A 23974-nucleotide genomic window follows, 5' to 3' on the forward strand; every position below is an offset into this window, starting at 1 on the left:
GCGCCTACTTTTTCATGATGCCGGTGAACAGTTCCGATTCCAGAAACCGCTGCAACCAGGCCTGCAACCGCACGTAAGGCGTCTGCGCAAACCAGTCACGATCAACATGGGCGAACTGGCGAACGAACGGCAACAACGCGATATCGGCCAGGCTCGGATGCCCGGCCAGCAAGTAATCGCGACCCTCCAGCAACTCATCCAGTTTCTGCGAGAACAGAGCACCTTCCGCCCGATAAACCTCCATCGGCTGTTCCGGATAACGCTCGGCATACTTGTAGCGATTCAAGTGAATCTTGAACACTTGATCGTTGGCTTCGATCAATTCGGCAATCCTTGAATCGCCCCCCAGCAACCAGTCATCCGGATCATGCTGCGCCAGCGCCCAACGCATGATCTCCAGGCTTTCGTCGATCACCTGACCACCTGCATCCAGCACCGGCACCGTGCCCTTGGGCGAAATCGCCAACATCTCCGCCGGTTTGGCCTTGAGGCTGACTTCGACGATGTCCACCGGCACGCCCGAATAACGCAGGGCCATCCGTGCCCGCATCGCGTACGGGCAGCGGCGGAAGGAATACAGCGTGTTCATTTCACCTCCAGCGTGCTCAAACCGTTGCCCTGACGTTGTACCTGAATCTGCACCGGAATCCGTTCGTGCATTTCCTGTACGTGGGAAATGACCGCCACCTTGCGCCCCTGCGCCTGCAAGCCGTCGAGGGCGTCCATGGCCAGTTGCAGGGATTCCGGATCGAGGCTGCCGAAGCCTTCGTCGATGAACAGCGATTCGATCTTCAACGTGCTCGACGCCATCGAGGCCAGGCCCAGGGCGAGGGCCAGCGACACCAGGAAGGTTTCGCCGCCGGACAGCGAATGCACCGAGCGCAGTTCATCGCCCATTTCGGTGTCCATCACCAACAGGCCGAGCATGCTGCCGCCGCGTTTGAGGCGGTAGCGCTTGACCAGTTGCCGCAGCTGCACGTTGGCGTGATGCACCAGCAGGTCGAGGTTGTAGGCCTGGGCGATCTTGCGGAAGGTGTCGCCGGTGGCCGAGCCGATCAGCGCATTGAGCCGCGCCCAGCGCTGATACTCGGCATAGGCATCGGCGATCTGCTGCGCCAGCGCCTGATTGGCGTTCTGGCGGCGCTGGTCTTCGGCCTGCTCGGCGCGCAGTTCGGCACATTGCTGTTCGCTGGCCGTGCACTGGTTTTGCAGCTCAGCGAGGGCGCTGGCGAGTTGTTCGGCATCCAGATTGCCGTTGTGTTGGGCCTGGTGATCGCGCAGGCGCTGATCGCGTTCCTGCAACAACACCTTGGCCTGTTCAACGGCTTTTTCGTTGTGCTGCAAGCGCTGGCGCAGTCCGTCGACTTGCGCGTCATCAACCCGCAGCAGGTCTTCCAGGCCGCCGTCATCCAGCTCCGGATGGCGAGCGCGCCAGTCGGCAATCTTGCCGGCCAGATCACGGTCTTCGGTTTCCAGCGCTTGCAGACGCTCTTGCTGCGCTTTCAGTTCGGCGGTGATTTGCACCCGCTGCGTACGCGCCTCCTGTAGCGCCTGAGTCGTCGTGGATTCGGCGTTGCGCGCCTGTTCCACCGCCTGCTCCAGTTGCTGCTGCCAATGCTCGGCGCCGCTGTGATCGCCCAACAATTGCGCAAGCTTCTGCTGGCTGGCGAGTTGCTGTTCGGTCAGCGTGTTGAGTTGCTGTTCAGCGTTTTGCAGCTGCTGCACACGACCCTGTTGGCGATCCTGTTCCTTCTCAAGCGTCTGCTGGCGTTGTTGCTGCTCGGCCAGTTCCTCCTTCTGCTGATCGACTTGCGCCAGACGTTCGGCGATCTGCCGGTCAAGCTGCATGAAGGTCGCAGCCGGTTCAGCGCGCAAGGCATCGAGTGTGTCGCTCGGCAACAGCGTGGCGAAGGCTGCCAGCTCTTCGTCCAGGCGCTGGCGGTCGGCGCTCAGTTCGCGTTGCTGATTACTCAGGTGCTGCGCCGCTTGCTGGTGCGCCGTCTCGGCCTGACGCAATTGCTGGGTCAGACGCGCCGCGTCCTGTTGCAGCGTGAGCAGGGCGGTCTGGCGCTGTTCGTCCTGAGTGATGCTTTGATTGAGTTGATCGTTCTGGCGGGTGAGCCACGCGGCGCGCTTGTCACTGTCCTGATTCAGTAACGATGCCGCGAGCGGATGCGCCTCGATGCTCGGCGTCAGCGATTGTTGCTGAGCGGCCAGTTGTTCCTGCTGTTGCAGCAACTCTTTCTGTTGGGCAATCACGCCACCGACGCTGGCGCGCAGCTCGGTGAGCTTTTCTTTCAGTTGATCGACCGCGTGCTGCGCGCTGGCCTGCTCGCTTTCATCGTGGCGGCCGAGGCTTTGCAGCAGGGCTTCCGGCTGGTGATACGGATGCTCGTTGCTGCCACAGACCGGACACGGCTGGTCGTCCTGCAATTGCGCACGCAGCTCTTCGACACTGGCACTGCGCGCCAGACGCTGACGCTCGAGCAATTCACGGGTGACGTTGAGGGTTTGCTCGGCAACGGTCAGCTTGGACTTGGTTTTCACCCCGTCCTGGGTCAGGCGCTCGCGCTCCTGTTGCGCATCGAGCTGGCGCTGTTGCAGCTCGGCACTGCGTTTGTCCAGCTCCTGCTGACTGGCCCACAGGCGCGTCAGGTCTTCGACGGCGCGCAGTTGCTTGCGGTTGTCCTGCAACAGAGTGCCGAGGATGCCGATCTGTTCGGCGACGGCGTCCGGTTCGGCGCCAGCCTCTTTGAACAACACTTCCAGCTGCTGCTTCTGTGTGGCGAGCGCTTCGGTGGCGCGGGTGGCGTTCTCTTCGAGAGAAGCCAGTTCGCTTTGACCCTTGTTCAACCGATTGCCGATCAGCATCAGTTGCTGCAAGCGGTCACGGTAGGCATTCCAGGCTTCGCTCAACGGTGCCAAGTGAACGCTTTGCTCAAGATCGGCGGCAATGCGCTGCAAGCGTTCGGCGACTTGTTTTTGCTGATCGAGCAAAGTCTGAATTGTGCTCTGGCCCTGGGCGCAGGCCTGCTCAGCGGTTAGCTTCGCTTCGGTGCCGGACGCGACCTCCTTGGCGAGGCGGGCGAGGGTACTTTGCTCATCGAAGGCCTGGCGCAACAGCGGTGCGCTGTCGCTTTGCTGCGTTTGCGCCTGGGTCAGGGCGATCTGCGCGGCGGCGAGATCCTGTTCCAGTCGTGTCTGGCGCTCAGCCAATTCGCCTTGTTGCCGGGTGTGCGCGTTGATCTGTTCCGCCAGCGGCGTCAGCAGTGCATCCAGTTCGGTTTTGCGGGCGAATTGGTGCCGTTGCGGAGCGAGCTGTTCCAGGCGGGTGAGCTTCAGACGCTCACCGGCCAGCGACTCGCGTTCGTGCTCGGCACTGCGCAGTTGTTCGGCGGCGGCGTGTTGCGAGTCTTGCAGCCGCAGCAGTTCCTTGAGCCAGTCGTGCTGCTGCTCGATCTGCTTGAGCTGCGCCTGCTGCAACTTGAGTTGTTGCTGGGCGGCGTTGAAGCGCTCGTCCAGCTCCGCGCGGGCCTCGGGGGCCAGCGGGGTCACGCCGGTGGCCTGATCCTGCAACTGCTTGTGGGCTTCGCGGGCCTCTTTGGTCTTGTCGAACGCACGGCGGCCGAGGCGGGTGTAGAGCGCGGTGTCGGTGAGCTTTTCCAGCAGTTCGCTGCGGTCGTTGTCATCGGCCTTGAGGAAGGCGCTGAACTCGCTCTGGGCCAGCAGCACGGCGCGGGTGAACTGTTCGAAGTTCAGGCCCAGTGCGGCTTCGAGCTGAGTCTTGTACTCGCCTTTCTGGCTGGCGAGCAGTTGATCCTGATCGATGTCGCGCAGGCTCTGACGGCTGGCCTGCAACTTGCCGCCGGCCTTTTCCCGGGCGCGGTTGGCTTCCCAGCGCGCACGATAGCGGCGGCCATCGACGCCGACAAAATCAACCTCGGCAAAGCCTTCGCCCGTACCGCGACGCAGCAGGGTGCGCGGGTCGCCGGTCGCGATTTCGCCGTCGGCGTCCGGCACCTTGGCGTCACGGCTAGTGTTGTTCAAACGCGGCACAGAGCCAAACAACGCCAGGCACAGCGCATCGAGCAAAGTACTTTTGCCGGCGCCGGTCGGGCCGGTGATCGCGAACAGGCCAGCGCTGGCCAGCGGTTCGGCGGTGAAGTCGATTTCGAACGGGCCGGCCAGCGAGGCGAGGTTCTTCAAACGAATGGCGATAATCTTCATGGCTGCTCGCCCTCCATTTGTACGTCTTGCAGCAGTTCGGCGAAGTCCTTGAGGGTTTGCTCGTCGACCTCGTTGCCGTAATTGTCGAGCCAGGCGCGACTGAACAACTCCTGCGGCGTGAGCTGGTCCAGCTCGATCAGCGCGCTGCCGTCCTCGGCGCCGTCAGCGCCCCGATTGCCGGCATATTCCGCGGCAATTCGCACCAGTCGCACAGCCTTGCCTTGCAGGGCGCTTTCGACCTGATGGCGCAGATCCGGTTGCGGCTCGTCGAGGCGCACCCGCACTTCCAGCCACGGTTGGCGCTGGGTTTCGGCCAGCAGGTCGATGTTCGGCAGGTCCGCCAGTTGCAGCAGAATTTCGGCCAGCGGCGCAGGGCCGAGGCGCTGCAAGTTTACGGAGCGGGGGATCAGCATAGGCTCGACGCTGACCAGGGTTTCGCCGTCCAGAACGACGTCGAGCACCTGGTGCTGATAACTGATTTCTGAAAACGACAACGGAATCGGCGAGCCGCTGTAGCGAATCCGTTCTTCGCCGTTGACCTTCTGCGGCTTGTGCAAATGGCCGAGCGCGACATAACTGATGCTCGGCCCGAACAGACTGGCGGGCAGCGCTTCGGCGTTGCCGATGATCAGGCTGCGCTCGGAGTCTTCCGACACCGAGCCGCCGGCCATGTGCGCATGGCTGATGGCGACCAGCGCCTGACCCGGTTGACGCTTGGCATTGGCCGCTTCGATCAACCATTCATGCACTTGGCCAATCCCGCGCAGATAGTTGTCGCCCAGATGCGCGCCGGTCACTTCGGCAGGCCGCAGGAACGGCAGCGCCAGGCACCACGCGGCGATCTCGCCGGACGCATTCGGCAGCGGCAACAGCAGACGTTCCGCATCCAGCTGCCCGTCATCCAGCCACAACACCCGACCCAGCGCATGGGTGCGCAAACGCCGCATCAACGGCGCGGGCAGTTCGATCCGCGAACCGGAGTCGTGGTTGCCGGCGATCATCACGATGGTCAGCGACGGCTGCTGTTCGTGGGCGCTGACGATGAAATCGTAGAGGCGTTCCTGGGCTTTGACCGGCGGGTTGACCGTGTCGAAGATGTCGCCGGCGATCAGCAGCACGTCCGGCTGCGCCAGCTTCAATTGGCGCAGCAGCCACTCGAGAAAACAGGCGTGCTCGAAATCGCGTTCCTGGCCGTGCAGGTTCTGCCCAAGGTGCCAGTCGGAGGTGTGAAACAGACGCAAGGCTGACTCCGCAATATAAAGAGGTGATGGCCGCCGGGATGAGCGGGCGGCGAAAGAGGGGAGAGTTTACAGATTATTGCGCCGGGTAGGCTTGTCCGGGGGCGGCGGCCGCGATCTCGGTGAGCCCATTAATTGACGACTCGGCACCGGTTACCTACCATCGCGCCACTATATTGATATCGTTTTTGGGGTCTGGCGACTCGTCGTGCTTCAACCTGCACGCCACGATAGCTCACAGAGACATTGAGTCTGGAGCAAGCGCAATGAAACGGGTTAATTCGATACCTTCCGTTACTGACAATCCAGCGTATTTTTCCTGGAAAAAACAGTGGTCGAATCAGGAAGGCCTGGACGTTTATTCGTACATCTTCGATCAATGCCAGCCCGAACATATTCTGTTGTTTTCAAAAATGCTCTTCCCGGATTTTGTGGTGAAAGAGGGTGGCGTATTTTTAGCGCGGAATTTCTCGACTGAAGTGTTTGATAGGTGCTCTGGCCTTGCCTCTGGTGATATTTCAAAGACTGAAAAGTTATTGAATGTTGTGAGGATCTATGACGTTTTTGGCCAAGTTGCTGCTGGTGTTTCGGATGACGTGTTTCTTCAATTGTGCAATGTGATGGGTTTTGCGTGGCGCATGGTGATGAAAGAAAAATTTCCAGAGAAGGTGTTTTGTGTAGAGGTGTCGAACTCGGAGCAGAACTATGGCCCGGATATTACTTTCTACCAGGTTGAATCGTTGAGTCCGGGAGCCGAGGCATGAGGTTTCGGGATCTGGAGCAAGGACCGGATGTTTACGGGACCCCGGGAAAGCTCTCGTCGTTGGATGAATGGTATTTGTCCGTGCGCGATACACCCTTGGATTGCTTGAGTGTGGGAGATGTCTGTCGTGCATTGAGGCAGGATTTGCATGTGCGGGAACTGCTGCCCATTGGCATCGCTTTACTGACCGAAGACGTTCTGGAAGGCGATAGATATGACGGAGAACTGCTGGTTGCGCTGGCGGGTTTGAGAACTGTGTATTGGCACGAGAATGTCGAAGCATCCCGCAAGGCTGTTATTGCTGTGGCAGAAGTGAATCGCTTGAATGCTGACGCCGAGCTGTTAAAGGCTGCTTCAGCCCTGACAGGTTGCTTGAGATGACTATGGTTTTTAGCTTGTTGGGTCGCGGTGATCTGGGATTGATTCGCGCTGGTATGACGCGAGACCAGTCACGCGCGACCCTTGGTGGAAAGTTCGAGGAATTTTTCAAGACTGAAGATTCGGCAGTACCGACGGATGCTTATGACGGTTTAGGCGTTCACATGTACTTTGATGAAAGTTTTATTGTCGTTGGTGCTGAGTTTTTGAAGTGGAGTGAGCTTGTCTGGGGAGATCAGAAACTGGTCGGTGAAGATGCCCTGGTGGTTCAGAAATTTCTGAAAAGACGAGGAGAAACGCTGGTGTTCAATAACTCGGGCTTTGATGTTGTTGATATGGGTTTGAAGTTTTACGTGCCTGACTTCGAAGAAGATGACGCCATCGTCGAGGCTGTGTATGTAGAGCTTTATCGCGCCTGATGAAGACTTCAAAAGTAATTAAGGTCGCAGAATCCTTGAGTGTTGTGCTGATTGATCGACTTGGGCAGGAATCACTTTTCGATGAGGCTGAGTGCTCGAGAAATATCTATTTAATAGATGAAGCCGGTCGTAGGGTTTGGCAAGTCTTTTCTGACTTTGACGCCCATGCAGGTCCCTTCACAAATATCATCCTCAATGAGAGGGGGCTTAAAGGTTATAGATGGGATGGTGGTATGTATGAGATTGATATCGAAACGGGAAGGGCGGTTCCTGGCGAGTTTATGAAGTAGGTCCTAACAGACAATGAGCCAGATAAAAGTGGAAGCGGGTTGCTCAGGATCGAAAAGCGAAAAAATCGATAAATGACCGCAGGGGGGTGCGATGAAGGATGGAGAAGTGTTCCGAAAGACGTTGATTGACTTGATTGCCGAAAAGTGGGGCACTTTCGAGGCTGAGAGTTGGGCGACCGACTATAGGCTGAATTGGAATGACGAACTGTCGGAGTTAATGGGTAACGCTGTGTCCGATGTTTCGAGAGTCGCGCAAGCATTGAAAAATAAAGATGACGTTGAGTTGTGTGTGGCGGCGGGAAGGGCACGTACGGGTTTTTTGGATCTGTCAAATTTTTTTAGAGGAATATTTGACGATTTCGATGCACTGGTCAGAGAAGCCGAGTGGCAAGAAATACCTGACGACTATGTTTACGATAAAAGGATTAAATAAATCTGTCCCCTTTGTATTTGAGGATTGCTGTGAAAGCTAACAAGGCAATGGAATCGCTGCTGGCTGACCTGCCACACGTTGTTATGGAGGGTGAGCTAGAGCGTATTGCACGTTCTGATTTTGTCGAGCGTGATGGTTGTATTTTTATCGCAGCTCTGAATCCTCAAAGTCATATGAGCCTCGATAGCTTCCCTGATAGAACCGGTTATGAGTGTTTCGTGAACTCGGTTCATATTGATGATTATGTCAGCGATGATTTATTAGCCACCGCTATTTCCTGGTTGTCCCTGGTACTTGATCAATGGAATAAATTCGGTCTGCCGGGTGTTCTTCAGGGGAGCGTTTCAACCGACGAATTCGGTGCAACGGTCAAGGTTCATGTGCTCCGACCTGATGAGCCCTGGTTGGGCGATGACCTTGAGGGGTATGAGCAAGCAGTGCTTACTGTTAACTCGGGTGACATGGGATTTCTTGCCCGGATCAAGAGGCTTTAATGAATGACTATTGATTTTCACTTGCTCGGCCCAGGAGACCTTGGGCTCATCCGCGCAGGTATCACCCGTGACGATTCGAGGTCGGCGCTCAAAAGCCCCTTTGACGCGTTTTTGAAAAGTACTGATTCCACTGTCCCGACCGACGCATATGATGATTTGGGACTGCACGTCTACTTCGATAAAGCGTTGATGGTCGTCGGCGTTGAGTTTTTGAAATGGGCTCAATTTACCTGGTGCGGTCAGCGGTTGGCAGGCGAAGAGGTACTCGTCGTTCAGCAGTTTCTGACAGAGCAGGGTGAGATTCTGGTTTTCACTAATTCAGGCTTCAATGTGGATCGTTTGGGTCTGCGGTTCTACGCACCTGATATCGGTGAGGAGGACGCCATCGTCGAGGCTGTATATGTGGACTTTACCGGCGTCGACTGAGCAAAGCCGGGGACGATCCTACTTCGGATAAAGCGGCGGCAACCCACTATCCCCAACCGGATCCTGCACCCGCTCCGCCGTCGGAATCGTTCGAATCGCCCGCCACAGATCCTCACCCTGCCAATGCTGCCCGGTCTCGCTGTACAGCGCGCCGTTCAGCCCGTCGAGAGCATCCGACAGCGGCACAAACCGCGCCGCCATGTCCGCCAGGGTTTCCGGCTGCTGACGGGCCCAGGCGTCGAGGGCCTGGCGGGTGGCGTGGGGGTCGTTGGCCTGGCTGGCGCGTTTGATGTCGTCGAGCAGGGTGCGCGGGCTCGGGCCGGTTTGCGCGGCGCGCAGGATTGCCGGTTGCCAGCGGGCACGCCACCAGAGGCCGAAGCCGAGCAGGGTGGTGCAGGCGAAAATGAAGGTGCTGAGTTTCCACCACCACAAGGCTTCGCTGTCGGCGGCGCTGAGCGGTTGGGCGTTGCCTGCCGGGGTGTCGACTTGCAGGCTCGGGTTGTTCGCCACTTGCAGGGTGCGCGCCGGCAGGCTGGTGTGTTCCAGGTGATCTTCGAAGGTGTTCCACCAGACCACGTCCACCGTTGGCAATTCGATCGAGCCGCTGCGGCTCGGCACCAGCGCTTCGCGTTCTTCACGGCTGCCGATCAGGCCGCGGTCGCTGCTCTGGTTGTTCAGCACCGGTTGATCCGGATAGCGGCGCAGGCCGTTGGCTTCGGTGGCGGGCAGGGCCGGCAGTTGCGAACTGGCCAGGCCTTCGACCTTGAGGGTCAGGCTGCGGGTCAGGGAGTCGCCGACCTGAGTGTGATCCGGCTCCGGGTTCCAGCTTTCGCTCAGGCTCAGGCTGCGGGCCGGCAGCCACGGCGCATCGCTGGGGTAGGTCATCGGTTTGGGTTTGACCGTCAGCGAAGTCGCGGCGGAGCTGATGTGCATCAGTTTGCCCGGCTTCGGCCCCTGCGCCGTGGCGTCCTGCGCGGGTTGGGTATCGACCAGGGTGGCGCTGAAGGTCTGCGGGGCGATGCTCAGCAAACCGCTGTGCTGCGGATAGATCGCATAGCGCATCTCGATCACGCCATGGCGCACACCGTTGATGTCTTTTTCGTAGGTGCGCATGTCGCCCAGTTGCTCGATGCGCGCGTCGGCGATCTGCAATGGCGTCAGGCTGCTGTCGTCGTACAGCGACACCGAATGGTAGATGCGCAACGTCAGGATGGCCTGGGCCTGCACGTAGACGCTGGTCTGGTCGAGGCTGGCTTCGATGAACACCGGTTCGCGGGCATTGTTCTCTTCGCGGTTGTCGCTCTCGATCACTTGCACGGTGATCGGCTGGCTCTCGACGTCGCCCAGTTTCAGCGGCGGGATTTCAACGCTGCCGTTCTGCTTGGGCAGCAACGTGATGATCCAGCGCGTGGTGGCGCGGTTGTCACCGTTGAGCGTGTTCAACTGGTTGACCTGACGTGTGCCGCGTACTTCGAACAGTGGCTCGAGCGGGCTCAGGTCCGGTTTGCCGAACTGCGTGACATCGTTGGATTCGAGGGTGAGTTCGACCGTCTCGCCGGAGTTCAGGCGACTGCGATCCACACTGGCCGTCAGCTCGGCCGCCTGGGCGGTGGCCGTGCAGATCAGCAGGGGCAGCAAGAGAGCGGTGAAACGGGTCATCGAATGTTTTCCTGATCCTGATGTTGTTGCTGTTCGTACCAGAATTTGCGTCGCAGCAGTTCGCCCGGATCATCCGGGATCTTGCCCAGCCATTGTTCCAGCGCCTGCTGTTGCTCGCCTTCGAGGTTGTCCTCATTGGGGCGCAGCAGCGGCGGTGTGTTCTGCTCTTCGCCCGGTTCGCTGTCCGGCAGCTCGTTGGCACCCGGCAGCGGCGGGGTGGTCGGCGGCGGCTCGCTGGCGGATTCGCCGGTCTGTGGCTCGCTATGGGTTTCGCTTTTGACCGCTGGCGGCGGCGCGGTCGGTGGCGGAGGCTCATCACCCGGCACGTTCTGCTGCGCCGGTTGGTCTTGCGGTTCGGCCGGCGGCGGGGCGTTTTTCTGTTTCAGCAGGGTTTCCACCAGCGCCTTGTTGGTCAGTGCCGGACGCAGATCCGGCTGGCGCTCCAGGGCCTGTTCGTAGGCGTCCAGCGCTGCTTCCAGCTCGCCGCTTCTGGCCAGGGCGTTGCCACGATTGTAGTGGGCGTGGGCGTCATTGCCCTCGGCGAAACGCTGAGCGGCGCCACTGTAGTCGCCGGCCTCGTACAACGCCACCCCTTGCCATTGCGGATCTTCGAAATGCTTCGCGGCCTCGGCCGGGCGCTTCTGCTTGAGCAGGTGCAGGCCTTGTTGATCGGGACGCAGCCACAGGTCTTCGAAGTCGAAGGCATAGCTCGGTTGCGGCAATGCCAGCAGCAACGGCAGGCAGAACAGCCAGCCACGCCGCCCGGCGCACGCGGCGAGCAACAACAGCGGCAATAGCAGCCAGTAACCCTGATCGGCCCAGGTGTCGAGACGTACGGTCTGACCATCGTTGCGCAGGCTGCGCGGGCCGTCGAGCAGGCCGAGGTCGCCCAGATCGGATTCATCCAGCCGTGCGCTGCGGTACTCGCCGCCGACCGCGTTGAGGAAGGCGCCGAGGCCCGGGCTGTCGAGTTGTGGCACCCGGATCGCGCCCTGGGCATCCTTGAGGAAACTGCCGTCTTCCTGAGCAATCGGCGCACCCTCGGCGGTGCCGATGCCGAGCATCAACAACTGCGCCGATTGGCCACTGAGTGCATGGCGAATGCCCTGGCGTTCTTCTTCGGACAGCGAAGAGCCAATCAGCAGAATCCGCCCCTGACCCAACGCGCCCTGCTTGAGCAACGCCAACGCCTTGCTTACCGCCAGATCGGCGCGATGGCCGCTTTCCGGCATCAGCGAAGGCTTGAGCGCGTCGAGCAAGTTACGACTGGTCGCCAGGTCATCCGACAGCGGCACCAGCGTATGGGCGCTGCCGGCGTAAACGACGATGGCGGTCTGGGCGTCGCTGCGCACTTTCAGCAGGTCGAACAGCTTGCGCCGGGCCTGTTCCAGTCGCGTTGGTGGCGAATCGGTGGCGAGCATTTCCGGGGTCAGTTCCAACACCACCACCAACGGGTCGGCGGGCTTCTGGCTGGTCTGTTCGACCCGCTCCCAGCTCGGCCCGAGCAACGCCAGAATCGTCAGCAGCCAGGCCACGCTCAGGGCGACCCACGGCAACTTGCTGTCGCGACCGCTGCCGCCACTGAGCAACGTGGCGTGGAAGGCCGGCGGCAGAATCATCTGCCAGCGACCCGCGCGCTTCTGCCGGTGCCAGAGCTGCCAGATCAGCCAGCCGAGCAATGGCAGCAGCAACAGCCACCAGGGACGGAACCAGTGCGGCCACAGGGCGATCATCGGCGCCTCCGCAAACGCAGGCGTTTGAGCCGTTCGCGCCAGTCAGGCAGGGGGCTTTGCAGGTACAGCTCCTTGGTGAACAGCCGTTGCAGCGGGTTGTCCGGCCACAACACACGGGCGACCAGTAAAATGCTCAGCAGCAGGGCGAATGCCAGCGGCCACTGATACAACGCCTGCGCCGGACGGGCCTGGGTCGGTTGCTGAGTCACCGGTTCAAGCTGGTCGAGGGTGTCCTTGATCGCTTGCAGCTGCTTACCGTCGCGGGCGCGGAAGTAGCGCCCGCCGGTGATCTCGGCGATGGCCTTGAGCGCCGGTTCGTCGAGATCAAGGGTCGGATTGCCGCCGAGCAACGCGGTGGCGCCGCTTTCTTCCGGATCGGCGCCGATGCCGATCGGGTAGATTTTCACGCCTTCGCTGGCGGCCAGTTTGGCGGCGGTCAGCGGGTCGATTTCGCCGCCATTGTTCGCGCCGTCGGTGACCAGAATCAGCACCCGGCTCTGGGCCGGACGCATGCGCAGGCGCTTGAGGGCCAGGCCGATGGCGTCACCGATGGCGGTGTTCTTGCCGGCGATGCCGATCCTCGCCTCATCGAGCCAAACGCGAACGGTGCGCCGGTCAAACGTCAGCGGCGCTTGCAGGTAGGCCTGGCTGCCAAACAAGATCAGGCCAACGCGGTCGCCATCGCGGCTTTCGAGAAAATCACCGAGCAAATGCTGGACCAGCGACAGGCGACTGACGTCTTCGTCGTTCCATTGCATGTCCGGGAAATCCATCGAGCCGGACACGTCCACCGCCACCAGCAGATCACGGCCGCTGGCGGCAATCGGCAGCGGTTCGCCGAGCCATTGCGGGCGGGCGGCAGCGGTCAGCAACATCAGCCACAACAACAGAAACGGGGCCTGCTGGCGCCACGCCGGCAGATTGGCCCGGGCGCGACGGCGGGCGAGGCCTTCCAGATCACCCAGGAAACTCACTTTCAACGCCGGCTCGCCGCTGTCGGCCACCGGCAGCACAAGGCGCATCAGCCACGGCAGCGGCAACAGCAGAAAAATCCACGGCCAGGCGAACTCAAACATGTTTGCGGATCCAGGTGTCGACTGCCTGGGTCAGGCCGGCGATGGCTTTGTCGTCGAGTTTGCACTCGGGTTTGTAGGCACCCTCGACGAGCACCATCCAGCGGGTCAGGCCGGCGGCGGGGCAACGGTTGTCGAGAAACGCCAGCCATTTGCGGCCGTTGAGGGTATGGCTCTGGCTGTAGGGGTAGTGGTTGCGGCACAGGCGCTTGAGCAGGCCGTTGAGCTGCTGCAGCCAGGCCCCGGCGGGGGCGCCATCGTAGGGTTTGGGCATCTGCGCCAGTTCGGCGAGTGCGGCGATGCGCACCGGGTCGAGCGGCAGTTCGGCGCGCACGATCGGTTTTTTCTTGATCGGAATGAAACGCCGCAAGCGCCAAACCACGAAGCCGATCACCGGCAACAGTAAAAGCAGCAACCACCAGCCCGGCGCCGGCGGCCAGAAGGCAATCGGTGGCGGGGAGATCAGCGGTTGCAGTTGTTCGAGGCCGTTCATCGACCTTTCCCCGGACGTTGCGGGTTCAGGAATTCGCGCATCTGCTCGACCATTTCGCTCTGGGTGCTCAGCGGCATCAGCAGCACGCGCAGCTTCTGCGCGAGCAATTCCCAGCGGGCGATGCGCGCTTCGGCCTGGGCGCGGTAGGTCTGGCGCAGGTCGAAATTCAGCGTGTCGAGTTCCAGCTGCGCGCCGCGCTCGGCAAATCTCAGCAACCCGGCGGCGGGCAGGGCGTGATCCAGCGGATCGGACAGCGGCAGCATCAGCAGATCGCAATGGCGCGACAGCAGGCTCAATTGCTGCTCGGCGCTGTCGGACAGTGCGCGCTCGTCGCAGATCACTATCACCAGACTGCCCGGTCGCAGCACCTCGCGGGCCCGGCGCAACGCCACGCCAAACGCATCGCGATCCGGCTCCCGTTCGCTGTGCAGCGACTGGTTGACCTTCACCAGCCGGTTAAGCAATTGCAACAGGCTCTGCTTGCTGCGGCGCGGTTTGATTTCGTAATGCTCGTTGTCGCCGAATACCAGCCCGCCAACCCGGTCGTTGTGGCCCAGCGCGGCCCAGCCGATCAGCGCCGCTGCCTGCGCCGCCAGCACCGATTTGAACATCAGCCCGGAGCCGAAAAACAGTCGCGTGCTTTGCTCGACCATGATGAAAATCGGTCGTTCGCGTTCTTCATGGAACAGTTTGGTGTGCGGTTCCTGCGTCCTCGCCGTGACGCGCCAGTCGATGGTGCGCACGTCGTCGCCGGCCTGATAGACCCGCACCTGATCGAAGTCGACGCCGCGACCACGGAATTTCGAGTGATGCAGGCCGATCAGCGGGCTGCGCTGGCTCGGCGTGGAAAACAGCTGCACTTCGCGCACGCGGTGACGCATCTCGATCAGCTCGGCGAGGCTGATGCGGATGCCCGATTCGGACGGCAGAGAGGCGTTCATCGGGGTCAAGCGACGGCTACGACGTCGAGAATCCGTTGCACCACCCGATCCTGGTCGATGCCAGCGGCTTCGGCCTCGAACGACAGAATGATGCGGTGACGCAACACGTCGAACAGCACCGCCTGGATGTCTTCCGGGCTGACGAAGTCGCGACCGGCCAGCCAGGCGTGGGCGCGGGCGCAGCGGTCGAGGGCGATGGAACCGCGCGGGCTGGCGCCATAGGCGATCCACTCGGCCATTTCCGGGTCGAACTTGGCCGGGTTGCGCGTGGCCATGACCAGTTGCACCAGGTATTCCTCCACCGCGTCCGCCATGTACAGACCGAGGATTTCCTTGCGCGCGGCGAAAATCGCCTGCTGGCTGACCCGGCGTTCAGGCTTGGTCTCGCCGTTGAGGGCTTCGCCCCGTGCCTGCTGCAGGATCCGGCGTTCGACGGCCGCGTCCGGGAAACCCATTTTCACGTGCATCAGGAAACGGTCGAGCTGCGCTTCGGGCAGCGGGTAGGTGCCTTCCTGCTCAATCGGATTCTGCGTGGCCATCACCAGAAACAGCGGCGACAGCTCGTACGTGCTGCGCCCGACACTGACCTGACGCTCGGCCATGGCTTCGAGCAGCGCCGATTGCACCTTGGCCGGGGCACGGTTGATTTCGTCCGCCAGCACCAGGTTGTGGAAGATCGGCCCTTGCTGGAACACGAAGCTGCCGGTTTCCGGGCGATAGATCTCGGTGCCGGTGATGTCGGCGGGCAGCAGGTCGGGGGTGAACTGAATGCGATGGAACTGGGCTTCGATGCCCTCGGCGAGCTCTTTGATCGCTTTGGTCTTGGCCAGACCCGGAGCCCCCTCGACCAGCATGTGGCCGTCGGCGAGCAGGGCGATGAGCAAGCGCTCGATGAGTTTTTCCTGGCCGAGAATCTGCGTTGAAAGAAAGGTTCGCAGCGCCAGCAGCGCTTCACGATGTTCCATCGATGACTGTTCCTGGAAAGGGTGGCCACAGGCGTTCGGATAACGCCGGGGCTGGGGGCGTTACTTTAATCCATCGCAGGGGGTGGCGACTAACGGCATTTTGCGCAAAGTGCGGGAAATGACCGGGGCGATTGTTGGAATTTTGTAGGGTGGGGGAGGTGTGATGTGCTCTCGGGCCCTTTCACTCGCGAAAGGGCCGGCCCAGACGCCATCAAATCTGGCTGATAAAGGTGCCAGTACCATCAAGAATGTTCTTCAGGGTTTCCTCGACTTCAGCCAGATCCACCATGTCCGGATTGAAGGTGATTTCCAGCACATCGTCCCCGTTCAACGCATCGGCATCCGCCGCGGCGATTTCGATCTTCAGCAGGGTCTTGCTCAGGGTGACCTTGACGCCATCAAGGGTCGACGGTTCGCCATCCAGCGTGATCTCCAGCTCGTCCTCGTCCGGGTAGCGGCTCATCAGGAACATGTCGCCCTTGTCGCTGTGGCAGCAGAGCATGGCCATGTTGTCTTCTTCGTCGTCGCACGGGTTGACGATCAAAAGGGCGGTGGTCATTTGCATGGGTGAATTCCTGGCTTGGCGGGCACGACGGGTGCCACGCAAAAAAAGGTGATTTTGCCAGTTTGTGTCCATTTCCGCTGCTCTGATGTTCGCGTACTGGAGGTCAACCTGTTTATGGGTGCTGTTTACGCTTTAAAAGCTTGATCAATCGATAAGGGGCATAAATCAGGAGGTGAATCACGAGCGCAGGTAGAAGCAATATTAAAAAAATAACTGCAAAGGAGAACATCGAATAAAAAAGAAAGTTGAGTCCCATGATTCTGAGCTTGGGGCCCTGAGTTATTAGGTCTGTGGAATTGAAATAGGCTTCGTATACGAAAAGGGAACAGGTCAATATCGTTGTCAAGGTCATGAACAGATATTTGTATAACGGTGTTTGGTCAAATCTTTCGATTGATTTGAAGGCGTTTTTGTAACTTTTCAGGAAAAGTACAGCTCCAAATACTGGTCCGAATATAGCAATATAATTTGTGGTTATTTTTGAGCTTAGCGGGAATCGCGAAGACCAGAAGCCGATGTTTTCGATTAAGTAGCCGCTGAGTAAACTTTCGAGGAGGGCGTGTTGTTGCTCACCCATAATCGGGACTACCAGGTTGATGAGCAGGATTGGGGCGGCGACCGTTAAAACGAAAGCGTTGGATAATTCAGACTTTTCTTTTTTTTGCATTGTTGTGTCCGTCGTGAGCGTGCAAGCCGGCTTATTTGCTGTTGAGCCGGTTTGCATTTGGTAACTGGTTAGATATCGTTTTTCGTAGTTGCGTTAAGCACGGAGCGGTTTATTGTTTCCACGGCTTTGGCGTCCAGAAAGATCGCTGCGGCAGCCACTGCGATTCCGGTAACAACTACCACCGCCGCGGGAGGAACCCAAGACAGGGAAAGTAGCGGTGGTAAAGCAAGGGCCAGCAGCGCACCTGCTCCTGCTCCGGCAGCAATACTTTCCAGCTCCAGCATCAAGGGTTTCCAATTACCGTCCCGGAACCCAATGACCGTCTTCTCGATCACCGAGTGTGCCTGCACGACTTTGCCGGTCACGCCAAACCCCTTGGCCAGTCGGTTGACGTTGTCCATATAGGTCGCTTTATCGAGTGCATTCAGTGCGTCCACCACTGCACGGGTATCCTGCGGGCTGAGCCTTGCATTCGGGTTGGTCCGCACTTGCTCGAAGGTCTGCATGGCTTCGGTGTAGCTTCGGACTTTCTTGCCGGAAATGTCCTTTTGAAGATCCATCACGACCTGATGCAGGTTCGCGCCGTATTTCTCCAGAATGTACTTGTTCGCGTCGGCAACGAACGCCACGGCACGTTTGTACTCATCGATCTGCCGAGCCTCCTCGGCGGCCGCGAGCCTCGCTTTTTCCTTGGCAATTCGTTGTGCCTCGGCAAGGGCGGCCAAGCGCGCTTGCTCCTGCGCTTGCCTGCGTGCCTCTTCTGCCCGGCGTGCCGCTTCGGCAGCCTGTTGCAAGGCCAGCGCTTCGGCCTGCCGGCGGGCTCTTTCGGCGTATAACCTTGTTTGCCGGGATTGAAGGCTTGCGATCTGGTCGTTAAGGATCATGGCGTTGTAGGTGGCTTGTAACTTCGCATGTTGTTTTGCATTTTTAACATTTATCAACTGATGTTGAAGTTCGGTGTTTTTCCGGAAGAGTAGTTCGTTAACGATGTCGGTGGCGCGAGACAGCCATTGCTCCGGCGTGAAGTTATTCAGGGGCGGCTGTTGGCTTTCGATAAGGTTTAGTTCTGATTGCAAGTTGGGTTCAAGGCTTTGTTTGCGGGCTTCGTAATTATTTTGAATGGCGAGTGTGAAACCATGCATTGGGTTACCCAAAGGGTAATTTTTACGAATGTCGCCGCGGATTTTGTTTGGGTTAAGATTGATGATTTCCCACGAGCCGTCGCCGTAGGTGATTATTCCGGGAAGTTCCAGTTGTGACATGTGCAAGTTCCTTGTGCTTTTTTAAGCCCGATCCTTCGGGCGAAAAATGTTCTTGCATTGATATCACCGCCGGATCATTCAAACAAACCAGGTTGTAAGAATTCGTTCCGAGTTTTCTGTGAGTGGTTTCTTTACAGTTTGTAAGAAAAAAGAAGGACTTGTAACTTGTTGTTTTACTTACAGGTAGTCCGGTTGTTGATCAGGTTCAGTCAGCATGGAAAAGTACTGAGCCGAGCGCGTGTGAACGTTCCCTGCTCAGGCAGTCACATCCGGTACGGATGGCGTAAATATCGGGCTGCAAACCGGCCAGATCGCTGATCCACTGCTAGTGTTGTGCCATGCCCCGGCCTTTGTTTACGTGCCAATGACCGAATATGTCGCAGCACCGCAAGCAGACACATTGTCGCACCCATTAAGCTGCGCAACGGATGAGCACCCGTAAAGGCATTGCCATGGCCCCGCGAGCGGCGCCCGGCAGTCGTTTTTGCAGATGCCCATTCATGGAAGGTGAATGTGACCTGAGTGTCTCGTCCAGCTTCACCCACCTGTCACCCTGTTTCCTCTGCCCGAGAATCAGGAACAGGACGACGGAACGCCCCGAAAGGGGTTTTGTACGCGACGCTTTCCATCAATAACAAGCCCAAGCGGAGTACCACAGATGGCGTTCTTCACCGCAGCCAGCAAAGCCGACTTCCAGCACCAACTGCAAGCGGCACTGGCGCAGCACATCAGTGAACAGGCACTGCCACAAGTGGCGCTGTTCGCTGAACAATTCTTCGGCATCATTTCCCTGGACGAGCTGACCCAACGTCGCCTCTCCGACCTCGCTGGCTGTACTCTTTCTGCGTGGCGCCTGCTTGAGCGCTTCGATCACGCGCAACCGCAAGTGCGCGTCTACAACCCCGATTACGAACGTCACGGCTGGCAGTCGACCCACACCGCGGTCGAAGTGCTGCACCATGACCTGCCGTTCCTGGTGGACTCGGTGCGTACCGAGCTGAACCGTCGCGGCTACAGCATCCACACCCTGCAGACCACCGTGCTCAGCGTGCGTCGTGGCAGCAAGGGCGAGCTGCTGGAAATCCTGCCAAAAGGCACCACCGACGAAGGCGTGCTGCACGAGTCGCTGATGTACCTGGAAATCGACCGCTGCGCCAATGCGGCCGAATTGAATGTGCTGAGCAAGGAACTGGAACAGGTTCTGGATGAAGTCCGCGTCGCGGTCGCCGATTTCGAGCCGATGAAGGCCAAGGTGCAGGAAATCCTCACCAGGCTCGACCACAGCGCATTCGCCGTCGATGCCGACGAGAAGAACGAAATCAAGAGCTTCCTGGAATGGCTGGTGGGCAACCACTTCACCTTCCTCGGCTACGAAGAATTCACGGTGACCGATGAGCCCGATGGCGGCCACATCAAGTACGACCAGGATTCTTTCCTTGGCCTGACCAAATTGCTGCGCACCGGCATGACCTATGACGAGCTGCGCATCGAAGACTACGCCGTTGCCTATCTGCGCGAACCGACCCTGTTGTCGTTCGCCAAAGCCGCGCACCCGAGCCGCGTGCACCGTCCGGCCTACCCGGACTACGTGTCGATCCGCGAACTCGACGCCGACGGCAAAGTGATCAAGGAACACCGCTTCATGGGCCTGTACACCTCGTCGGTGTATGGCGAAAGCGTGCGGGTCATCCCGTTCATCCGCCGCAAGGTCGAGGAAATCGAGCGTCGCTCCGGCTTCCAGGCCAAGGCTCACCTGGGCAAGGAACTGGCACAGGTGCTGGAAGTGCTGCCGCGTGACGATCTGTTCCAGACCCCGGTCGACGAACTGTTCAACACCGTGATGTCGATCGTGCAGATCCAGGAACGCAACAAGATCCGCGTGTTCCTGCGCAAAGACCCGTACGGTCGTTTCTGCTACTGCCTGGCCTACGTGCCACGCGACATCTACTCCACCGAAGTTCGCCAGAAGATCCAGCAAGTGCTGATGGAGCGCCTGAAAGCCTCCGACTGCGAATTCTGGACCTTCTTCTCCGAGTCCGTGCTGGCCCGCGTGCAACTGATCCTGCGCGTCGACCCGAAAAATCGCATCGACATCGACCCGCTGCAACTGGAAAACGAAGTGATCCAGGCCTGCCGCAGCTGGCAGGACGACTACGCCGCACTGACCGTCGAGACCTTCGGCGAAGCCAACGGCACCAACGTGCTGGCTGATTTCCCGAAAGGCTTCCCGGCCGGCTACCGCGAGCGTTTCGCCGCGCATTCGGCCGTGGTCGACATGCAGCACCTGCTCAACCTGAGCGAGAAGAAGCCGCTGGCCATGAGCTTCTATCAGCCGCTGGGTCAGGTCTCTGGCCAGCGCGAGCTGCACTGCAAGCTGTATCACGCCGATACCCCGCTGGCCCTGTCCGACGTGCTGCCGATCCTGGAAAACCTCGGCCTGCGCGTGCTGGGTGAGTTCCCGTACCGTCTGCGTCACACCAACGGCCGCGAGTTCTGGATCCATGACTTCGCGTTCACCGCCGCCGAAGGCCTGGACCTGGACATCCAGCAACTCAACGACACCCTGCAGGACGCGTTCGTCCACATCGTCCGTGGCGATGCCGAGAACGATGCGTTCAACCGTCTGGTGCTGACCGCCGGCCTGCCATGGCGCGACGTCGCGCTGCTGCGTGCCTACGCCCGCTACCTGAAGCAGATCCGCCTGGGCTTCGACCTCGGCTACATCGCCAGCACCCTGAACAACCACACCGACATCGCTCGTGAACTGACCCGGTTGTTCAAGACCCGTTTCTACCTGGCCCGCAAGCTGGGCAGCGATGATCTGGACGACAAGCAACAGCGGCTGGAACAGGCGATCCTGACCGCGCTGGACGACGTTCAAGTCCTCAACGAAGACCGCATCCTGCGTCGTTACCTGGACCTGATCAAGGCAACTCTGCGTACCAACTTCTACCAGACCGACGCCAACGGCCAGAACAAGTCGTACTTCAGCTTCAAGTTCAATCCGCACTTGATCCCTGAGCTGCCCAAGCCAGTGCCGAAGTTCGAAATCTTCGTTTACTCGCCACGCGTCGAAGGCGTACACCTGCGCTTCGGCAACGTCGCTCGTGGTGGCCTGCGCTGGTCCGACCGTGAAGAAGACTTCCGTACCGAAGTCCTCGGCCTGGTAAAAGCCCAGCAAGTGAAGAACTCGGTCATCGTGCCGGTGGGTGCGAAGGGCGGTTTCCTGCCGCGTCGCCTGCCACTGGGCGGCAGCCGTGACGAAATCGCGGCCGAGGGCATCGCCTGCTACCGCATCTTCATCTCGGGCCTGCTGGACATCACCGACAACCTGAAGGACGGCAAACTGGTACCGCCGGCCAACGTCGTGCGTCATGACGACGATGACCCGTACCTGGTGGTCGCGGCGGACAAGGGCACTGCGACCTTCTCCGACATCGCCAACGGCATCGCCATCGACTACGGCTTCTGGCTGGGTGATGCGTTCGCGTCCGGTGGTTCGGCCGGTTACGACCACAAGAAAATGGGCATCACCGCCAAGGGCGCGTGGGTTGGCGTACAGCGCCACTTCCGCGAGCGCGGCATCAATGTCCAGGAAGACAGCATCACTGTGGTCGGCGTGGGCGACATGGCCGGTGACGTATTCGGTAACGGCCTGTTGATGTCCGACAAGTTGCAACTGGTTGCCGCGTTCAACCACATGCACATCTTCATCGACCCGAACCCGAACCCGGCCACCAGCTTCGCCGAGCGTCAGCGCATGTTCGACCTGCCGCGTTCGGCCTGGTCCGACTACGACACCAGCATCATGTCCGAAGGCGGCGGCATCTTCTCGCGCAGCGCGAAGAGCATCGCCATCTCGCCACAGATGAAAGAGCGCTTCGACATCCAGGCCGACAAGCTGACCCCGACCGAACTGCTGAACGCCTTGCTCAAGGCGCCGGTGGATCTGCTGTGGAACGGCGGTATCGGTACTTACGTCAAGGCCAGCACCGAAAGCCACGCCGATGTCGGCGACAAGGCCAACGATGCACTGCGCGTGAACGGCAACGAACTGCGCTGCAAGGTGGTGGGCGAGGGCGGTAACCTCGGCATGACTCAACTGGGTCGTGTGGAATTCGGTCTCAATGGCGGCGGTTCCAACACCGACTTCATCGACAACGCCGGTGGCGTGGACTGCTCCGACCACGAAGTGAACATCAAGATCCTGCTGAACGAAGTGGTTCAGGCCGGCGACATGACCGACAAGCAACGCAACCAGTTGCTGGCGAGCATGACCGACGAAGTCGGTGGTCTGGTGCTGGGCAACAACTACAAGCAGACTCAGGCCCTGTCCCTGGCGGCACGCCGCGCTTATGCGCGCATCGCCGAGTACAAGCGTCTGATGGGCGATCTGGAAGGCCGTGGCAAGCTGGATCGTGCCATCGAGTTCCTGCCGACCGAAGAGCAACTGGCCGAACGTGTTGCCGAAGGCCATGGCCTGACCCGTCCGGAACTGTCGGTGCTGATCTCGTACAGCAAGATCGACCTCAAGGAGCAGTTGCTGGGCTCCCTGGTGCCGGACGACGACTACCTGACCCGCGACATGGAAACGGCGTTCCCGCCGACTCTGGTCAGCAAGTTCTCCGAAGCCATGCGTCGTCACCGCCTCAAGCGCGAGATCGTCAGCACCCAGATCGCCAACGATCTGGTCAACCACATGGGCATCACCTTCGTTCAAAGGCTCAAAGAGTCCACCGGCATGACCCCGGCGAACGTGGCGGGCGCTTACGTGATCGTGCGCGACATCTTCCACCTCCCGCACTGGTTCCGTCAGATCGAAGCACTGGACTACCAGGTCTCCGCTGACGTGCAACTGGAGCTGATGGACGAACTGATGCGTCTGGGCCGTCGCGCTACGCGCTGGTTCCTGCGTGCCCGCCGCAACGAGCAGAACGCTGCCCGTGACGTCGCGCATTTCGGTCCGCACCTGAAAGAGCTGGGTCTGAAGCTGGACGAACTGCTGAGCGGCGAAATCCGCGAAAACTGGCAAGAGCGTTACCAGGCGTACGTCGCCGCCGGTGTGCCGGAACTGCTGGCGCGTATGGTGGCGGGGACTACCCACCTCTACACGCTGCTGCCGATCATCGAAGCGGCCGACGTGACCGGTCAGGATCCAGCCGAAGTGGCCAAGGCGTACTTCGCCGTGGGCAGCGCGCTGGACATCACCTGGTACATTTCGCAGATCAGCGCCTTGCCGGTTGAAAACAACTGGCAGGCCCTGGCCCGTGAAGCGTTCCGCGACGACGTCGACTGGCAGCAACGCGCGATCACCATCGCCGTTCTGCAAGCGGGCGGCGGTGATTCGGACGTGGAAACCCGTCTGGCGCTGTGGATGAAGCAGAACGACGCCATGATCGAACGCTGGCGCGCCATGCTGGTGGAAATCCGTGCCGCCAGCGGCACCGACTACGCCATGTACGCGGTGGCCAACCGTGAGCTGAACGACGTGGCGCTGAGCGGTCAGGCGGTCGTGCCTGCTGCAGCGACGGCGGAGCTTGAGCTGGCTTGAGTAGCCGTTGAATGAAAAAGCCCCTGCATTGTGAGATGCGGGGGCTTTTTTATGGTTCATCACGGATTGCCGGGAAACACGCTCTTGATCTTCATGAAAAAGAATTCGCTATCCCGGTAACCGTACGCCATCCGTTTGATGACCTTTATTCGATTGTTTATGCCTTCCAACTGACCCGTGTGCATCGGCCAGCGAACCCGACTGACGATGCCCCGCCAGTAACCCTTTAGCCGTTTGGCGAACAGGATCAGAGCCGGTATCGCGCTTTCGTGAGCGTGGCGCAGCCATTGCTTCCAGGCTGATCTCCAGCCCCAGGCGGTACTTGGCGCCCAGAGCGTTTTGAGTTCAGCCTTCATCAAATAGACCGTCATCAACGCTTGGTTAGCCGCCAGCAAAT

Annotated in this window: 21 protein-coding genes; 8 read left to right on the forward strand and 13 right to left on the reverse strand. The window is 59.9% G+C overall.

What is annotated here, in order from left to right; genetic code table 11:
- Positions 1–4: 4 nt before the first annotated feature.
- The 3 genes from L6D81_RS23900 to L6D81_RS23910 are packed head-to-tail and all read right to left on the reverse strand — an operon-like array spanning position 5 to position 5468.
- A complete protein-coding gene (locus L6D81_RS23900) occupies positions 5–589 on the reverse strand; it encodes a glutathione S-transferase (protein WP_236182187.1) in 585 nt (194 codons plus the stop codon).
- Positions 586–4227 carry an AAA family ATPase gene (locus L6D81_RS23905; RefSeq protein ID WP_236182188.1) on the reverse strand — a complete coding sequence of 1214 codons (3642 nt, stop codon included), beginning with the start codon at positions 4225–4227 and terminating at the stop codon, positions 586–588. Before L6D81_RS23905 ends, L6D81_RS23900 begins: the two co-directional genes overlap by 4 nt.
- A complete protein-coding gene (locus L6D81_RS23910; RefSeq protein WP_236182189.1) occupies positions 4224–5468 on the reverse strand; it encodes an exonuclease SbcCD subunit D C-terminal domain-containing protein in 1245 nt (414 codons plus the stop codon). The genes L6D81_RS23905 and L6D81_RS23910 overlap by 4 nt, the downstream gene beginning before the upstream one ends.
- A 263-nt stretch (positions 5469–5731) precedes the next feature.
- On the opposite strand from L6D81_RS23910, the gene L6D81_RS23915 reads away from it, so the two are divergent.
- From L6D81_RS23915 to L6D81_RS23945, 7 genes are all read left to right on the forward strand, one after another.
- The gene (locus tag L6D81_RS23915; RefSeq protein WP_236182190.1) at positions 5732–6229 is read left to right on the forward strand and encodes a hypothetical protein; all 498 of its coding nucleotides are present in this window, start codon (positions 5732–5734) and stop codon (positions 6227–6229) included.
- The gene (locus tag L6D81_RS23920; RefSeq protein ID WP_236182191.1) at positions 6226–6609 is read left to right on the forward strand and encodes a contact-dependent growth inhibition system immunity protein; all 384 of its coding nucleotides are present in this window, start codon (positions 6226–6228) and stop codon (positions 6607–6609) included. The genes L6D81_RS23915 and L6D81_RS23920 overlap by 4 nt, the downstream gene beginning before the upstream one ends.
- The gene (locus tag L6D81_RS23925) at positions 6606–7025 is read left to right on the forward strand and encodes a hypothetical protein (RefSeq protein WP_236182192.1); all 420 of its coding nucleotides are present in this window, start codon (positions 6606–6608) and stop codon (positions 7023–7025) included. Before L6D81_RS23920 ends, L6D81_RS23925 begins: the two co-directional genes overlap by 4 nt.
- Positions 7025–7315 carry a DUF7957 family protein gene (locus L6D81_RS23930; RefSeq protein WP_064597220.1) on the forward strand — a complete coding sequence of 97 codons (291 nt, stop codon included), beginning with the start codon at positions 7025–7027 and terminating at the stop codon, positions 7313–7315. Before L6D81_RS23925 ends, L6D81_RS23930 begins: the two co-directional genes overlap by 1 nt.
- Positions 7316–7406: 91 nt before the next feature.
- Complete coding sequence (locus tag L6D81_RS23935) at positions 7407–7748, forward strand: hypothetical protein (protein WP_236182193.1); 342 nt, start codon at positions 7407–7409, stop codon at positions 7746–7748.
- Positions 7749–7777: 29 nt separating this feature from the next.
- Positions 7778–8242: a hypothetical protein gene (locus L6D81_RS23940; protein WP_236182194.1), complete on the forward strand. Its 465-nt coding sequence runs from the start codon at positions 7778–7780 to the stop codon at positions 8240–8242.
- A gap of 3 nt (positions 8243–8245) precedes the next feature.
- On the forward strand, positions 8246–8668 hold the full coding sequence (locus tag L6D81_RS23945) for a hypothetical protein (protein WP_236182195.1): 423 nt from the start codon (positions 8246–8248) through the stop codon (positions 8666–8668).
- A gap of 18 nt (positions 8669–8686) precedes the next feature.
- Here the strand turns inward: L6D81_RS23945 and L6D81_RS23950 are convergent, their stop codons facing one another.
- The 9 genes from L6D81_RS23950 to L6D81_RS23990 all read right to left on the reverse strand — a co-directional run bounded on the left by L6D81_RS23950 (position 8687) and on the right by L6D81_RS23990 (position 18026).
- Positions 8687–10327 (reverse strand): BatD family protein, encoded by a 1641-nt coding sequence (locus L6D81_RS23950; protein ID WP_236182196.1) that lies wholly within the window; start codon positions 10325–10327, stop codon positions 8687–8689.
- Positions 10324–12060: a vWA domain-containing protein gene (locus L6D81_RS23955; protein ID WP_236182197.1), complete on the reverse strand. Its 1737-nt coding sequence runs from the start codon at positions 12058–12060 to the stop codon at positions 10324–10326. The genes L6D81_RS23950 and L6D81_RS23955 overlap by 4 nt, the downstream gene beginning before the upstream one ends.
- Positions 12057–13136 carry a vWA domain-containing protein gene (locus tag L6D81_RS23960; protein WP_236182198.1) on the reverse strand — a complete coding sequence of 360 codons (1080 nt, stop codon included), beginning with the start codon at positions 13134–13136 and terminating at the stop codon, positions 12057–12059. Before L6D81_RS23960 ends, L6D81_RS23955 begins: the two co-directional genes overlap by 4 nt.
- Entirely contained in the window at positions 13129–13626 is a 498-nt protein-coding gene (locus L6D81_RS23965; protein WP_236182199.1) for a DUF4381 domain-containing protein, read from the reverse strand. Before L6D81_RS23965 ends, L6D81_RS23960 begins: the two co-directional genes overlap by 8 nt.
- On the reverse strand, positions 13623–14567 hold the full coding sequence (locus L6D81_RS23970) for a DUF58 domain-containing protein (RefSeq protein ID WP_236182200.1): 945 nt from the start codon (positions 14565–14567) through the stop codon (positions 13623–13625). The genes L6D81_RS23965 and L6D81_RS23970 overlap by 4 nt, the downstream gene beginning before the upstream one ends.
- A gap of 5 nt (positions 14568–14572) precedes the next feature.
- The gene (locus tag L6D81_RS23975) at positions 14573–15532 is read right to left on the reverse strand and encodes an AAA family ATPase (protein ID WP_011334589.1); all 960 of its coding nucleotides are present in this window, start codon (positions 15530–15532) and stop codon (positions 14573–14575) included.
- A gap of 211 nt (positions 15533–15743) precedes the next feature.
- The gene (locus L6D81_RS23980) at positions 15744–16097 is read right to left on the reverse strand and encodes a hypothetical protein (protein ID WP_098964262.1); all 354 of its coding nucleotides are present in this window, start codon (positions 16095–16097) and stop codon (positions 15744–15746) included.
- Between the two features lie 112 nt (positions 16098–16209).
- A complete protein-coding gene (locus tag L6D81_RS23985) occupies positions 16210–16764 on the reverse strand; it encodes a hypothetical protein (protein ID WP_236182201.1) in 555 nt (184 codons plus the stop codon).
- A gap of 68 nt (positions 16765–16832) precedes the next feature.
- Positions 16833–18026, reverse strand: a complete 1194-nt coding sequence (locus L6D81_RS23990) for a colicin-like pore-forming protein (protein ID WP_236182202.1) — start codon at positions 18024–18026, stop codon at positions 16833–16835.
- A 658-nt stretch (positions 18027–18684) separates the two neighbouring features.
- Between L6D81_RS23990 and L6D81_RS23995 the strand changes: the two genes are divergently transcribed.
- Positions 18685–23577, forward strand: coding sequence for an NAD-glutamate dehydrogenase (locus L6D81_RS23995; protein WP_236182203.1), 4893 nt, complete (start codon positions 18685–18687; stop codon positions 23575–23577).
- Positions 23578–23636: 59 nt separating this feature from the next.
- Here L6D81_RS23995 and L6D81_RS24000 read toward each other — a convergent pair.
- On the reverse strand, positions 23637–23974 hold a 338-nt coding region (locus L6D81_RS24000; protein WP_236182204.1), incomplete at its 5' end, for a transposase.

The sequence above is a fragment of the Pseudomonas sputi genome, from assembly GCF_021603585.1.
GTDB classification, from domain to species: Bacteria; Pseudomonadota; Gammaproteobacteria; order Pseudomonadales; family Pseudomonadaceae; genus Aquipseudomonas; species Aquipseudomonas sputi.